Below are 14119 nucleotides of genomic sequence, written 5' to 3'. Positions count from 1 at the left end.
TTGCTCTCGTTCGCCGATGGCGGGGGTGTGCAATGTGTACGTTAAACACGGGGTAGCTCCGGTGGTGAGGGGCGCGTTCTGTGGATAGGATGGGTGGGAAACCCGACTCGGATCTCGTGCACGGATGATGAAAAAATTGGCCGAATTCCACAAAGTCAGTTGTCGACACTTGTTAGTCAATTTGCGACAAGCTGGTGGATACCCTCACTCACGCAGCCTCTTCCGATGAGCGCGTCACCGAAGCGCGTGCCGACGCGCTACTTCGCACTGATGCTGGGTTACCTCGCCGCACAGGGGGTAGACACAGCGCGTCTGCTGGCGATGGCAGAACTTGAAACGAGTCGCTTCGAGCGCAGCGACGGCATGCTGTTGCCGACGGAGGTGGAGGCCTTGATCGTGGCCGTCTACCACCTCACCGGGCGCACCGATCTGGGGTTCGAGGTCGGCCGCATGATCAAGCTGAACTCGCACGACCTCCTGGGCTACGGCATGCTCAGTTGCCTGCATCTGGACCATCTCCTGAGGTTGACCAGCCGCTACTACCACGTGATCAATGAGCTGTTCACGATGCGGTACCGGCGCTCGCAAGAGGGCGGCGAAGCGATATTTACCCCGGTCGTCGCAATGCCGATGCAGACGATGCACTTTGTGATGGAAGCGATCGCCGTGTCGGCGGTAGGTCAGTTTCGGATGCTTTTTGGCTCGGACGTGGTGCACTACGACATCCGGATGGGAATGCCGCCTCCGCCGCATCAAGCGCGCTATGCCTCTCTCGATCCGGTGCGCTTCTTCTTCGATGAAGGCGCTATGCCGTCGGTCACCATGGTGTTCGATCGAGCCGTGCTTGACCGGCCGCTACCGATGGCATCGTCCCAGGTGGTCGAACAGGTCGAGGAGCGCCTGCGGACGCTGGAACGCCGGCCGGTGCCCGACACGGGCTGGGGCGAATACATCACCATGCTGCTTCGCGAGACACAGGGACAGCAGGTCACGCTGGACGACATCGCGCAACGCATGAACATCTCGGCGCGGACCATCGATCGCAACCTGAAGAAGGAGCATCTGCAGTTCCGCGAACTGTCGCAGCAGGTGCGTTTCGAGCGTGCCCGCGCGCTGCTTGCGCAGCCCGACTCCACGGTGTCGCGGGTGGCCGAGCAACTCGGCTTCAGCGACACCGCCAACTTTAGCCGCGCGTTTCGTCGCCACTGTGGGGTGACACCAAGCGAATTCCAGCGACAGCCGCGACCTGGCGCCTCGGCTTAGAGCATCGCCCGCTCGCCTCGAAGCACCCTTTTCGCAAGGGTATCCACCCATTTGTCAGAAATTGACAAGCAAGTGTCATCAACTGCCTTTGCGGCACCGGGCGTTCTTTTTCATCATCGAGGTACGAGATCAACGCAGGTCTCGCTCCCATCCCACCCCACCCACAGGAACAAAGCATGCCCAACGACTACATCCTCGGCAATCCGAACCTTGACGTTCGCAAGACCAACCGCGCCATCGACGCGCTGATGGAAGTGACCACCAATCCGCGTCACCGCTTCATGCTCGAGGCCTACTACCGCCACCGCTATCTTGAAATTGCAGGGCGCTATGAAGAGATCTTCGCTCCCGACATGACGGCCGAACACCCGGTCTACCATGTCGAGGTAGCCGGCAATCATGCGACGCTGGAAGGGGCCGCATCGGTTAAGGGGTTCTACGCGGTATGGGCACAGACGAATCAGTCGATCTTCTACGTTGAAGATGAGCAGATCGCCGTTGCGGACAACTTCATTGCGTCCGTGTCGACGATGTATCAGCAGACGCACGGCAAGACACTCATTGGTAACGGCATCCAGGTTGACGACGAGAATTCCTACTACCTCGTCAGGGTGCCCGGCATGCAAATGTTCTGGCCGTACGACGACCAATGCCGCCTGGTGGGCGAGGATGTCTGGGAGCCGAATCCAGCGGCACGCACCGTGACCAAGCTGGCCGCATCAGATGTGCTGACCAGCGAGGAATCCGGCAAGCGGCTCGCACCGTTCATCAAACCGTTGAGTTCCTTCGACGAAGCGTTACGATTGGCCGCGTAACCAGGCGAGGGCGTCACGCTGCAACGGACTCCCCGGCATCGGCAGCAATCGGAGTTTTCAATGCGCAAAGGATTGATGTCGACGCTTCGGCGCTGGTTGCGCGAGCCGCTGCTGCATTTCGTTATCGCGGGTTTCGCGCTCTTCGCGATCTACGGCGGGCCGCATGCGCGCCAGGAAGACAGCGATCCGCGGCGCATCGAGGTCACCTCGGACGACCTTCGCCGCATTGAAATCTCATGGCTAGCGCGCTGGCAGCGGCCGCCCACTGAGGCGGAAATGCGCGGCTTGATCGAGGAGCATGTGAAGGAGGAAATTCTCTATCGCGAGGCGCTCGCGCTCGGGCTGGAGAAAGGTGACACCATCGTGCGGCGACGACTGGCGCAGAAGATGGATTTCGTCACTGAGGACGTAGCGGCACTCCGGGAGCCGAATACGGGCGAGGTCGAGGCGTGGTTTGCCAAGAACCTGAATCAGTTCACTTCGCCGCCGCTCGTGACGTTCCGTCACCTCTACTTCGCCTCAGACAAGCGGGGCGCCGGGGCACAAGCCCAGGCGAGCAAAGTTCTGACGACGCTGGCAGGCCCGGAGTCAAAAGCTGGCGATGCGTTCATCTTCCAGAGCGCCTATGCAGAGCAGTCGCCCGAGCAAGTCGCTCGCGTGTTCGGCGCGAAGTTCTCATCTGGCCTTTTCCAAACGAAGCCTGGCGGGTGGCGCGGGCCGCTCGAATCCGGCTACGGCTGGCATCTTGTATGGATCGAGGCGTTAACGGCTGGCCAGCCGCCGCCCTTTGAGACAGTAGCCGCGCAGGCCAAAGCCGAATGGCTGTCGGAACAACGCGCCGAGACGAAGCGCGCCACGTTCGAAGCTTTGAAGGCTCGCTATGAAGTCGTCGTGAGTGCGCCGGCTCTGGCAAACGGCGCAGCTGTGGCTGTACCGGAGCAGAAATGATGAGCCGCCGAGGCCCATTCCTCTTGATGCTCGCGATGTTGCTGTGGCTCGCCGTGACAGGCCTTGCTCAGGCGCACGACGCGCGGCCCGCCTATCTCGAGATCACCGAGACCACGGGCGGCCGATATGACGTGCTTTGGCGCACACCCGTGCTTTCTGGTGCACGGCTGCCGGTCGCGCTTCATTTTTCCGAAGCGATCCACAATGTCGTCGAGCCGACGCAGCGCGAACTGAACGATTCGCTGATCGAGCGACGCATCATCGATGCGGGAATGGCCGGTCTTACGGGACAACGAATCGCGTTCGTCGGCCTTCAGGCGAGCATCACCGATGTGCTCGTCCGCGTTTCTTTGCGCGATGGCACATCGTCGACTACGCTCGTGCGACCAGTGCGGCCCTGGATCGACATTGCCGCTGCCCCGGGCGCTTTCGAGATCGCAAGGGCGTTCTTGGTGCACGGCATCGAGCACATCCTCGGTGGCTTCGACCATCTCCTGTTCGTCTTCGGTCTTCTGCTGCTTGTTCGCAATGGATGGATGCTGGTGAAAACGGTGACAGCGTTCACGCTGGCGCATTCGATCACGCTGGCGCTCGCGACCCTGGGCGTGGTGCACGTCCCAGGGCCGCCGGTTGAGGCGATGATCGCGCTGAGCATCCTCCTCCTCGCGGTCGAGATCGCGCGGGCAAACCGGGGCCAGCCGAGCCTCGCGGCGCGCTGGCCGTGGGTAGTAGCCTTTTGCTTCGGGCTGCTGCACGGCTTCGGCTTTGCCGGGGCGCTCGCGGAGATCGGCCTGCCTCAGCGCGATTTGCCCGTCGCCCTGTTCACCTTCAATGTCGGCGTGGAGATCGGGCAATTGCTCTTCGTCGGCGCGGTGCTCGCCCTGCGCGCGATGCTGCTGCGTTGGCGGCCGCCGGCGTACGCAATTCGTTCTGTCCAGTCTGTGGCATCGTATGCGCTCGGGACGCTGGCGGCCTTCTGGTTCTTCGAACGCGTCGCCGCCTTTGGGGTGTGACCAGGACTTGACCGTGTTGAGTAACTATCGAGGAGGGTCTTCCATGAAAGCTGATTCCCAACACGCCGCCAGGGCGCTGATCGCTTGCGCCGCGGCGCTTCTGTCGAACGCACCCGTCATGGCCGCTGGGCCGCAGGATCGTCAGGTCCTTTTTGGCCAGACACACTCGCACACGAGCTGGTCCGTGGATGCCTACCTGATCGGCAATCACATCACGACGCCCGAAGACGCATACAAGTTTTCGATGGGGTTGCCGGTCAAGCATCCGGCGGGATTCGACGTGAAGCTCAAGGGGCGTCCCCTCGACTTTCATGGCGTCACGGACCATTCGGAATACGTCGGTGTGATTTCGCTGGCGAACGATCCCGCCTCGGACCTCAACAAGTCGGCGGTTGGCAAGCGCCTGCAAGCCAAGACGCCGGACGAGTTCAACGCTGTTTTCCAGTGGATCGCCGGAAGCCTTGCGAAGCACGAACCCATCAAGGAACTGGTCAGTCCGGAGATTGCCGGCACGGTCTGGAAGAAGAACATCGAGATTGCCGACAAGTACAACAAACCGGGCAAGTTCACGACCTTCGTCGCCTACGAGTGGACCTCTGCACCCAACAATCGCAACATGCACCGCAACGTGATTTTCAAGGATTCGAAGCACGTGCCTGCGCTGCCCTTCACGGCCATCGATTCCCTCAATCCCGAAGACCTCTGGACCTGGATGGATGCGCAACGCAAGGCGGGCAACGAAGTTCTCGCCATTTCTCACAACGCGAACCTGAGCGACGGCATGATGTTTCCCGTGGAAGTGGACAGCCGGGGGCGCGCCATCGATGCGGCATGGGCGGAAGCCCGGACGCGCAACGAATTTCTCACGGAGATTCTTCAGATCAAGGGCGCCTCGGAGACGCACCCCGGGCTATCGCCCAACGACGAGTTCGCAGGCCACGAAATCATGAACTTCCTGATTGGCGTGCCGGACAGTTCATCGAAGCTCAGCGGTAGCTATATTCGCGAGGCTTTTGAAAATGGCTTGGCCTTGCAGGCATCTCGCGGCTACAACCCGTACAAGATGGGCGTGGTCGGCGCCAGCGATTCACACAACACGGTTGTTGCCTACTCTCAGGCGGGCAACTTTGGCTCGCACGGCTTCACCGACGCGACGCCGAAGGATCGGCTCGCAGGACGGGTCGAGTCAGGGATGTCGGTGGTGCAGACCGGCGTCTCGGGCCTGGGCGGCGTCTGGGCCGAGGAGAACACGCGCGAATCGATCTTTGCGGCGATGCAGCGCAAGGAGGTCTTTGGCACCAGCGGCGTGCGCATTCCCGTGCGCATGTTCGGTGGCTGGAAGATCGACCCACAATTGTTGAAGGACAAGGACTGGGTGCGCACCGCCTACGCGAATGGCGTGCCGATGGGCGGCGATCTCCCGGCCAACCCGGCGGCGCAGGCACCTTCATTCGTCGTCTGGGCCGTGAAGGATCCCGACGACGCCAGCCTCGACCGAATCCAGATCATCAAGGGCTGGACGAAGAGTGGCCAGATCTTCGAGAAGATCTACGACGTGGCGTGGTCGGGCAGCCGGAAGCCCGACCCGGCCACGGGCAGGGTGCCGGCGGTGAAGTCCACGGTCGATATTTCCAAAGCCACCTACACGAACGCGATGGGCGCAAACGAATTGAAGAAGGTCTGGACCGACCCCGACTTCGACCCCTCGCTGCACGCGTTTTACTACGCGCGCGTGCTGCAGGTTCCGACGCCACGCTGGAGCACGTATGACGCGGCCAAGCTGGGTGTCGCTCCTCCAAAGGAAGTCGCCAGCACCGTCCAGGAGCGAGTCTGGACGACCCCCATCTGGTACACCCCTACGCCCGAAGCTGCCAAGTCAGCGAAGGTCGGGATGACGGTCTCAGATTTGAAGAGCCGAGGTGCCACACCCTTGGCGGACGCAGATTTGAGGACGCTCGTGGTAGACAAGACGCTGACGGTCCGAAACATTGTGACTGGCCAGCAGGTCGAGATGCTCTACGCAAGCAACGGTCAGCGCGCCATTACCAGCGTGGACGGAAAGCAGACGAAGGCGGATGAAGTGCTCACCCTGATGCATGGCGGCCAGTTCGGTGCGTCCGCCAATTACGAGATCAAGGATGGGCGCATCGTCACCACATTAGGTGGGGCACCCTTCGATGTCACCGTCTACAAGGTCGGCGACAAATACGTGGCTGCCCGCGGCAACGAGTTCGGATTTGCGAACTACGAGGTAGAGGCGATCAGATAGGTCGAGGGAAGGTCTGTTCGTGATCACATGCGTCGAGGTGCCAAATGCCAGAGCTCGCGTAGCTCATTGCCCCCGGGGGTGGGCCCGCCCGCGCGGACCAGATCGCCGAGGCTATGAACTGTCTGGGCGGAGACGACGATCACGAATGGCCCGCGTCCCCGCGCCCGTGTGGTTTTCAACGACGACGGCTGGCCCGCCGACTTGGCGAGACGTTCGCCCATAGGCAAAACGTAAGTTTCTGTACCGACCAAACTAGACTGGCAGCATGGTCGCCGAGCGCCAGCGCAACATACTTCGGCGCTGCGATCAAAGCTACGCCGGTTGCGATTTCGCTGACGCAAGCGAATCGCAGCAGCCTCCGAAGATGAGGTTGTATCGGATGCATGGAAAGGCGAGGGCGCCTCACCGGACCTCGAGCGTGACTTTTTCGATCTTTCCGGTAAAGCGGCTCTTAATGCCCGCCACGTAGTCCTCCGAGACGGGCGTGTCGTCGTCCTCGCCAACGTCGGCGCCTTCGTCCGGCGAGATGATGAAGGGAATGGTCTTCTCGATCCGACCCTCGGCCACTTTCTGGCCGTCGACCGACAGCGATGCCACTCCCCCCTTGCCCAGGCCGCCACCGTCGTACGCGAAGTCCAGCGTGATGGTGGCCCTGCCGGCTGGAAGTGCCTGAGGCGAGGCCACGGTGTAGCGCTCGAGGCCGACCCAGTTGTAGGTGTAGGTAGGCTTGCCGTCCTTCAGATACAGGCTGAATCCTCCAAATCGCCCGCCTTGCGCAAAGACCACGCCTTCCGCGCCGTCCTCAGGAATGTCGATCTCGGCGGTGATCGTGCTGGAGCGGTTCTTCGCATTGATGAAAGTGTTTTCCATCACGCCCGTCATGCCGGGGTAGAGCGAAATAGAGGTGCGTGTTCCCATCAGGTCGGGTCGTCCGGCAACTGCCGCATTGAATCGTTCGACGCCGCGATCATCGATGGGAAGGACGTTGTACTTCGCCGCCTCTTTCAGGAACACGGCCTGCATCTGCTTCAACTTCGCCGGCTGCGCCGCAGCGAGATCGGTGGCAAGGCTGTAGTCGTTGCGCGTGTCGAAGAGCTCCCACGCATCCTTGTCGAGTGTCGCCCGCGGCTTGGGCTCCCATGGCGCCCTGTGCACCGTGCGCGCCAGCCAGCCGTCGTGGTAGATGCCGCGGTTGCCGAGAATCTCGAAGTACTGTGTCGTGCGCCGGTCTTTGGCTTTTGCATCGTTAAGCGTGTAGGCCAGGCTTACGCCCTCGAACGGCTTCTGGACCGCGCCGTTGACGGACTTCGGAAACGGCAGTTTCGCCGCTTCGAGCACCGTCGGCGCGAGGTCGGTGATGTATTGCCACTGGGAGCGAATTTCCCCCTTCGTCCTGATCCCCTTGGGCCAGTGCACGACCATGCCGGTCTTGGTGCCGCCATAGTCTCCCGCCACCTGCTTTGTCCAGGCGAAAGGCGCATCGCCAGCGACGGCCCAGCCGGCCGCATAGTGCGGGTAGGTTTCCGGCCCACCCCACTTGTCGAGGTTTTTCAACTGGTTCTTGACGGTCTCCGGGACGCCATTGAAGAACGTGAGTTCATTGAACAGCCCGGTAGCCCCGCCTTCGGCGCTGGCACCGTTGTCTCCGGCGACATAGATGAACAGCGTGTTGTCCATCACGCCCAGATCCTCGATCGACTTCACCAGCCGACCGATCTCGTGGTCGGCCTGCTCGGCGAAACCGGCGAAGACTTCCATCTGCCGTGCGAAGAGCCGTCGTTCGTCAGGCGTGAGGTTGTCCCAGTCCTTGATGCCGGCGGGCTTGGGCGCGAGCTTGGTTCCAGCCGGCACGATGCCGAGCTTGATTTGGCGGGCAAGCGCGTCTTCACGGTACTTGTCCCAGCCCTCATCGAACCTGCCCTTGTATTTGTCGGACCATTCCTTGGATACGTGGTGCGGCGCATGGGTGGCGCCAGGGGCGAAGTACATGAAGAACGGCCGGTTGGGTGTCATCGACTGCTGAAACCGGGTCCAGGCGATGGCCTGGTTCGTCATGTCGGTCATGAAGTGGTACTTCGGATCGGCGGGCAACTCAACCCGGGCCACCCCGTCGTAAAGGAGCGGCGACCACTGGTTGGTTTCTCCGCCAAGAAAGCCGTAGAACTTCTCGAAGCCCGAGTGGGTGGGCCAGGTCGTATACGGGCCGGAGATGCTGGTTTCCCAGGCCGGCGTGAGGTGCCACTTGCCGAAGGCACCGGTGTTGTAGCCATTCAGGCGCAGCATCTCCGCCAGCGGCGCGACGCTCGCCGGGCGGATGCCGGTGTTGCCCTCGAAGGCGGTCGCGATCTCCTGCACGGCGCCCGTGTTGTTCGTGTGATGATTGCGGCCTGTGATCAAGGCCGCCCGCGTGGGCGAACACAGTGCCGCGACGTGCATGTTGTTGTAGCGCAGGCCGCCGGCCGCGAGCCGGTCCAGCGTCGGCATGGCAATCGCACCGCCGAACGTGCTCGGATGCGCAAAGCCCATGTCATCGAGCAGCACGATCACGACGTTGGGCGCACCCTTTGGCGCTTCCACCTCGAAACGGGGTGGCGCTTTTGCGTTGCGCACGTCGAGTTCGGTGACGGGCGTGCGCATCGGCCTGGCGATCGGAAGGATGGTCCGGTCGAGCGTGACCGTCGCCTTGTTCTGCGCCGCGGCGAGGCCCGCGAGGCCGATGCCGAGCGCGAATGACGTCAATGCGCAACGCAGGCTGTCGTTCGACTTCTTCATGGTGCTTTGATTCTCATGGGTGCCTTGTCTAAAGCCGGGCGACGCGCGTTATCGAGTTACTTGCGGACCACTGCCGCGCCATTGGGGCCGGCGCAGCCGGCACGGTAGATGCCGTTCGCGCAAACCACCCGGGGCGGCGGCGGTGGCGGCTTGCGGACGACAGCGGCGCCATTCGGGCCCACACAGCCCGCGCGGTAGACACCTTTGGCGCAAGTCACAGCCGAGGCGTCCAGTGGCAGCAAGGCTGCGAGCGTCAGGACAGCCGCTGCACCAAATGAGCACAGTCCATTCATGGTGTATTCCTCTCAAGTTGAACCATTGTTCGCCTTCACCACTGCAAGCCATCGCGCCGACCGGCGAACCGGACAAACCTGGGTGAGCCTTGCAGCCGCGCAGTCTACTGCTCTTGAGGCAAGGTGCTGGCAAGTAGCGAGTTGGCTCGCCCCTGCATCGTTGCAAGCCAGCAGCCACCGGGGGGCAAGACCCGCAGCGTCGACGTCCGACAGCGCCAGGCGCGCACCCCCGAACTTCAAGTTGCCGCGCAAAGGCGCGGCCGATGTCGGAGCCGGCGCCCTTGGCGACGGCGACCTGTCTCTGAAGGAGTCGTTCATGAGAAGAAAAAGTCCTTGATGGGTAAACGACCGTGCTTCAGACGGCCACGTGCTTGTGCAGGAATGCGAGCTGCACCTCGACGTTGCGTTCGAGGTATTCGCCGTAGTAGGGCTGGAAGTGATCGGACGCGTGCAGCGTGTACTCGGCGTTGGCCATCCGGCTCGCGGCCCGGCGCGCCGTCGTGGCCGACACAATGCTGTCGTTGGAGCCCGCGATCACCAGCGCAGGGACGCGCACCTTGCGCGCGACCCGGATCGGGTTGTAGTGGGGAATCTTCAGCAGCGCGCGGGCGAGCACCTTGTTCTCCCAAGGTACCTTGGCAATCGCTGCCAGCTTCTGCATGCCGTCCCAAGCTTCGTTGCCTGTTAGCACCGCGTGCTCACCCGGGCGGCCCGCCACCGGCACGTAGTGCGGGCGCCCGAACAGGCTGCCCAGCGCATCGCGCAGGCCGGCCAGCGTCAGCCGCAGCAGCATGCGCGGACGCAGCGCCGCGATCGCGCCCCATCCGCTCATGAGCGGATGCCCCGCGATGATGGCCGCCAAGCGATGCCCGCGCGCCGCCATGCAGACCACGTGGCCGCCCGACAGCGAAGTGCCCCACAGCACCATGCGCTGGGCGTCCACTGCTTGCAGCGTGCGGACGTGGCGGATGGCGGCGTCCCAGTCCTTCAAATGCCGGCCCGGGTCCACCCAATGGCGTGGCTGCCCCTCGCTGTCTCCGAAATTGCGGTAGTCGAACAGGTAGACCGCATAGCCGGCGGCGACGAAACGCTCGGCGTGCGGACGCAGCATCGCGCGGATACCGGCAAAGCCGTGCGCCATCACGATCACGGGCGGACATTGCGCCCCCTCCGGCATCAGCAGGGTGCCGGCGCAGCGCAGCCCCTGGCAGGTGAACGATGAATCGATGGATTGCATGGTGCGCTCCTCAGGCGACCGCGGATCGAAGCGGTGCGCGCATCGGGCCACCGCGAAACTCAAGCGCCGCATCCTGGACCGGCTCCTTCATGAGCAGCAGCTGGTCCCTCTCGGGGTTGTGCAGCACGCGCCACGGCAGGGTACGGCCCTGACGCGGCACCATCGCTTCGCCGCGCTTGGCGTAGCCCGACTTCAGCGCCGCCACGATGTTCTCGTTGAGCATCTGCCACGCGGGCGCGCGCGGCGTCACCACCTCGCTGCCGTTTTGTTCCATGTGGTTGAGCAGGCGACAAAAGTAGCTCGATGCCATGTCGACCTTGAGGGTCCACGGGGCGTTGATGTAGCCGAAGAGCCAGGCCATGTTCGGCACGTCCTGCAGCAGCACGCCCTTGTAGGTCATCAGTTCGTTGACGGCACGCGGGTGGCCATCCACGACCAACTGCATGCCGCCGAAGGACTGCAGCTGCAGGCCGGTGGCCGTGACGATGATGTCTGCCTGCAGTTCTCGGCCGGACTTGAGGCGGATGCCGGTCTCGGTAAAGGTGTCGATGTGGTCGGTGACGATCGAGGCTTTTCCGTCGCGGATCGCCTTGAACAGGTCGGCATCGGGCACCGCGCAGAGCCGCTCGTCCCAGGGCATGTAGCGTGGCGAGAAGTGCGCCATGTCGAAGTCCTTGCCGACGTGCTTTCTCACGCCCGACAGCAGCCATGAACGCATCGCACCAGGCCAGCGCCGCGAGGCCTTGTAGATCGCGCGCTGCAGGAAGAGGTTACGCTTGCGCGCCATGGCGTAGACCCAGCGCTCGGGCAACACGCGCTTGAGTGCGGCGGAGATCGCGTCATACGCCGGCACCGAGAACACGTAGCTCGGCGAGCGCTGCAGCATCGTGATGTGGGCGGTATCGCGGGCCATCGTCGGCACCAGCGTCACGGCGGTGGCGCCGCTTCCGATCACGACCACGCGCTTGCCGCGGTAGTCCAGTTCTTCGGGCCATTTCTGCGGGTGGATGCACCGGCCCTGGAACCGCTCCACGCCCGGGAAGGCCGGCAGGTAGCCCGCGTCGTGGTTGTAGTAGCCGGTGCAACTCACGAGGTAGTTGCAGGTGAAGGTGCGCGGCTCGCCGCTTTGCTCGTCGATCGCGCTGACGGTCCAGCGCCGGTGCTCGCTCGACCACGCGGCCTCCGTCGTGCGGACGCCGAACACGATCTTGCGGTCGATGCCGTATTCGCGCGCCGTCTCGGTGACGTAGCGCCGGATCGAGGGACCGTCCGCGAGCACCTTCAGGTCGTGCCAGGGCCGGAACCGGAAGCCGAAGGTGAACATGTCGGAATCCGAGCGAATGCCCGGATAGCGGAACAGGTCCCAGGTGCCACCGATCGCCTGGCGGCGCTCGAGGACGCCGACCCGCTTGCCGGGGCACTCCATCTGCAGGTGGCAGGCCATGCTGATGCCGGACAGGCCGGCACCGATGACGAGCACGTCGTAGTTTGTCTCCATGTCTTCTGACCTCTGGTGGGTTGGGGGGATGCATCGAGTATGTGGATCCGTCGATTTCGATTCTTGACATGTCGAGACTGATGTTTGACATTTCGAGACATGACCGCCATGGTTCGATCGAGTGGATTGCAGGGCTATAACGCCCTGACGCGAAGCCTGGGCGCCGACCCTGTCTCCCTGCTGCGCCGCCATCGCATCCCGGCCAGTTCCCTCGATGTCGATGACGCCTTGCTGTCGTTACGCGCCTGCCTGCATCTTTTGGAAAGCACGGCCGCCGAGACCGGCTGCGCGGATTTCGGCCTGCGCCTGTCGCAGATGCAGGACATCGGGGTGCTGGGGCCGCTGAGCGTGGTGCTGAGCAACGCCCCTACCGTCCGCCAAGCCTGGGACGGCGCTGCGCGCCACATGTTCGTTCACACGCCGGGACTGGCGCTGGACATCAGGGAGCACAGTCCGCTGGCCGAAGACGCCTCGGAGATGGCGCTGGAGATACGCCTGGCACGACCGCCCGCGCACCGGCAGACCATCGACCTGTGCCTTGGCGACCTCCATCACATCACGCGGCTGCTCGCGGGCGAGCAATACCACCTGCATGCGGTGACGCTTCCGCACACGCCGGTGGCGCCGATCGGCACCTACGAGCGCTTCTTCGGCGCCCCGGTATTTGTCGCGCAGCCGCGGGCCGCGCTTCATGTGAGCCGCGGCACCTTGCAAGCCGACCTGCGGGGAGCGAACCAGGAGCTTCGCAAGATCGCGCAGGACTTCTTGGAGAGGAACTTCCGTGACTCGGGGCAAAGTCTTTCTTCTCGGGTCCGCCTGGCGCTGCGACACATGCTCGGCATGGCGCAAGGGAGCAAGGGCGACGTCGCCGCACTGCTGGCGGTGCATCCGCGCACGCTGCAGCGCCACCTTGGCGCGGAAGGGACGACCTTCGAGCAGCTGCGCGAAGAGGTCCACAAGGAAGCGGCGCTGCGCTACCTGCGCGAGACCGACCTGCCGCTCGGGCAGCTGGCGGACATTCTCGGGTTTTCCGAACAGTCGGCAATGACGCGGTCGTGCCGGCGGTGGTTCGGCCTACCACCCTCGGCATTGCGGCGCGCGGTCAGGCGGGGGCGAATGGCAGGCGATGCTCGCTGAAGGTCCCGCGCGCGGCTGGTGTCCGCAACCGCGACCTCGGGAGGTCGTCCCGGTGCCTGCTGTATCGCACGCGGGCCCCTCGCGGCGACGCCGTCAAGCTACGTCATCCCTTCGGGCGCCAGCACGAGCACGCTGGACAAGAGATTTCGCGCGGGTAGGCGAGGGAGGAGGTGCCGGCGATCAGCAGGATGTTGGGGGCGAGGCGAGAACTTGCGCGGCGATGCCTTCTTCAAGCAGGGGGCATCAAGCTGCTGCCCTCCAGCCCGACGCTGCGCCAGCGCATGGACGCCCGCGCGGATGAGCTTTTTGACTTCCTGCCTGCGCTGATCGAGACGCTGCTGGCCGGAGCGCGCGCCGACTACGGCGTGCTGCCCTGCGGCTGGCTGGCGCTGGACGTGGACACCTTCGCGATGGACAACGGCGGCAGCGCCAAGGACGGCGTGGGTCGTACCTATGCAGGCGTCGATGGCTATTGACCGCTGGCGGCGTACCTGGGCTCGCACGGGTTCTGCCTCGAGCTGGCGCCGCGCCCGGGCGTGCAGCACTCGGCGGCGGAGACGCAATTCAACTTCGAGCGCGTCATCCCGATGGCGCAACGCCTGAGCGCGGCGGGCCCGAAAGCGCCTATCCTGGCGCGGCTGGACGCGGGCTTCGACTCCACGGCGCTGATGCGCGAGATCGAGTCGTACAACCGCGCAGGCCTGCCGCAACTGGACTGGCTGATCAAGTGGAATCCGCGCACGAGCGACGTGGCGGCGCTGGATGCACGGCGCCATCAAGTGCCGAACAGCGCGCATCTCAGGCGCGCTCGACCCGGCGCTTGAGACATCCATAGCTGGAGCCGCGCCTGGACGCGACTCTGCTAGACCCAGGC

General features: G+C 63.8%; 10 protein-coding genes and 1 pseudogene. 7 read left to right on the top strand and 4 right to left on the bottom strand.

Translation table 11 applies throughout. The features are described from left to right. Positions 1-93: 93 nt before the first annotated feature. The 5 genes from ACSFBL_RS31940 (at position 94) to ACSFBL_RS31920 (ending at position 6308) form a co-directional block, all read left to right on the top strand. The gene (locus ACSFBL_RS31940) at positions 94-1263 is read left to right on the top strand and encodes a helix-turn-helix domain-containing protein (RefSeq protein ID WP_435519833.1); all 1170 of its coding nucleotides are present in this window, start codon (positions 94-96) and stop codon (positions 1261-1263) included. A 176-nt stretch (positions 1264-1439) separates the two neighbouring features. Next, positions 1440-2078: a hypothetical protein gene (locus tag ACSFBL_RS31935; protein ID WP_435519832.1), complete on the top strand. Its 639-nt coding sequence runs from the start codon at positions 1440-1442 to the stop codon at positions 2076-2078. A gap of 60 nt (positions 2079-2138) precedes the next feature. After that, complete coding sequence (locus ACSFBL_RS31930; protein ID WP_435519831.1) at positions 2139-3026, top strand: peptidyl-prolyl cis-trans isomerase; 888 nt, start codon at positions 2139-2141, stop codon at positions 3024-3026. Further along, positions 3023-4039, top strand: coding sequence for a HupE/UreJ family protein (locus tag ACSFBL_RS31925; RefSeq protein WP_435519830.1), 1017 nt, complete (start codon positions 3023-3025; stop codon positions 4037-4039). Before ACSFBL_RS31930 ends, ACSFBL_RS31925 begins: the two co-directional genes overlap by 4 nt. Further along, positions 3978-6308: a DUF3604 domain-containing protein gene (locus ACSFBL_RS31920; protein ID WP_435519829.1), complete on the top strand. Its 2331-nt coding sequence runs from the start codon at positions 3978-3980 to the stop codon at positions 6306-6308. The genes ACSFBL_RS31925 and ACSFBL_RS31920 overlap by 62 nt, the downstream gene beginning before the upstream one ends. Positions 6309-6710: 402 nt before the next feature. Here ACSFBL_RS31920 and ACSFBL_RS31915 read toward each other — a convergent pair whose 3' ends face one another. From ACSFBL_RS31915 to ACSFBL_RS31900, 4 genes are all read right to left on the bottom strand, one after another. After that, a complete protein-coding gene (locus ACSFBL_RS31915) occupies positions 6711-9080 on the bottom strand; it encodes an arylsulfatase (protein ID WP_435519828.1) in 2370 nt (789 codons plus the stop codon). Positions 9081-9136: 56 nt separating this feature from the next. Then, a complete protein-coding gene (locus ACSFBL_RS31910) occupies positions 9137-9373 on the bottom strand; it encodes a hypothetical protein (RefSeq protein WP_435519827.1) in 237 nt (78 codons plus the stop codon). A 355-nt stretch (positions 9374-9728) separates the two neighbouring features. Then, the gene (locus ACSFBL_RS31905) at positions 9729-10610 is read right to left on the bottom strand and encodes an alpha/beta hydrolase (RefSeq protein WP_435519826.1); all 882 of its coding nucleotides are present in this window, start codon (positions 10608-10610) and stop codon (positions 9729-9731) included. 10 nt (positions 10611-10620) lie between these two features. After that, on the bottom strand, positions 10621-12108 hold the full coding sequence (locus ACSFBL_RS31900) for a flavin-containing monooxygenase (protein ID WP_435519825.1): 1488 nt from the start codon (positions 12106-12108) through the stop codon (positions 10621-10623). Positions 12109-12207: 99 nt separating this feature from the next. On the opposite strand from ACSFBL_RS31900, the gene ACSFBL_RS31895 reads away from it, so the two are divergent. Beyond that, the gene (locus ACSFBL_RS31895) at positions 12208-13245 is read left to right on the top strand and encodes an AraC family transcriptional regulator (RefSeq protein WP_435519824.1); all 1038 of its coding nucleotides are present in this window, start codon (positions 12208-12210) and stop codon (positions 13243-13245) included. A gap of 218 nt (positions 13246-13463) precedes the next feature. Further along, positions 13464-13994 (top strand): annotated as a pseudogene (locus ACSFBL_RS31890) (transposase family protein); the annotation flags it as partial. Positions 13995-14119 lie beyond the last annotated feature (125 nt).

It is taken from the genome of Variovorax glacialis (genome assembly GCF_051216375.1).
Taxonomy (GTDB): Bacteria; Pseudomonadota; Gammaproteobacteria; order Burkholderiales; family Burkholderiaceae_C; genus Variovorax.
The sequence above is the reverse complement of the archived record's forward strand: the minus strand, read 5'-3'. Positions and strand labels throughout refer to the sequence as shown.

Bases quoted from the DNA above. Each gene is read 5' to 3' on its own strand.
- ACSFBL_RS31935 (WP_435519832.1), top strand. From the start codon at position 1,440: ATGCCCAACGACTACATCCTCGGCAATCCGAACCTTGACGTTCGCAAG.
- ACSFBL_RS31930 (WP_435519831.1), top strand. From the start codon at position 2,139: ATGCGCAAAGGATTGATGTCGACGCTTCGGCGCTGGTTGCGCGAGCCG.
- ACSFBL_RS31925 (WP_435519830.1), top strand. From the start codon at position 3,023: ATGATGAGCCGCCGAGGCCCATTCCTCTTGATGCTCGCGATGTTGCTG.
- ACSFBL_RS31920 (WP_435519829.1), top strand. From the start codon at position 3,978: ATGCGCTCGGGACGCTGGCGGCCTTCTGGTTCTTCGAACGCGTCGCCG.
- ACSFBL_RS31915 (WP_435519828.1), bottom strand. From the start codon at position 9,080: ATGAAGAAGTCGAACGACAGCCTGCGTTGCGCATTGACGTCATTCGCG.
- ACSFBL_RS31910 (WP_435519827.1), bottom strand. From the start codon at position 9,373: ATGAATGGACTGTGCTCATTTGGTGCAGCGGCTGTCCTGACGCTCGCA.
- ACSFBL_RS31905 (WP_435519826.1), bottom strand. From the start codon at position 10,610: ATGCAATCCATCGATTCATCGTTCACCTGCCAGGGGCTGCGCTGCGCC.
- ACSFBL_RS31900 (WP_435519825.1), bottom strand. From the start codon at position 12,108: ATGGAGACAAACTACGACGTGCTCGTCATCGGTGCCGGCCTGTCCGGC.
- ACSFBL_RS31895 (WP_435519824.1), top strand. From the start codon at position 12,208: ATGACCGCCATGGTTCGATCGAGTGGATTGCAGGGCTATAACGCCCTG.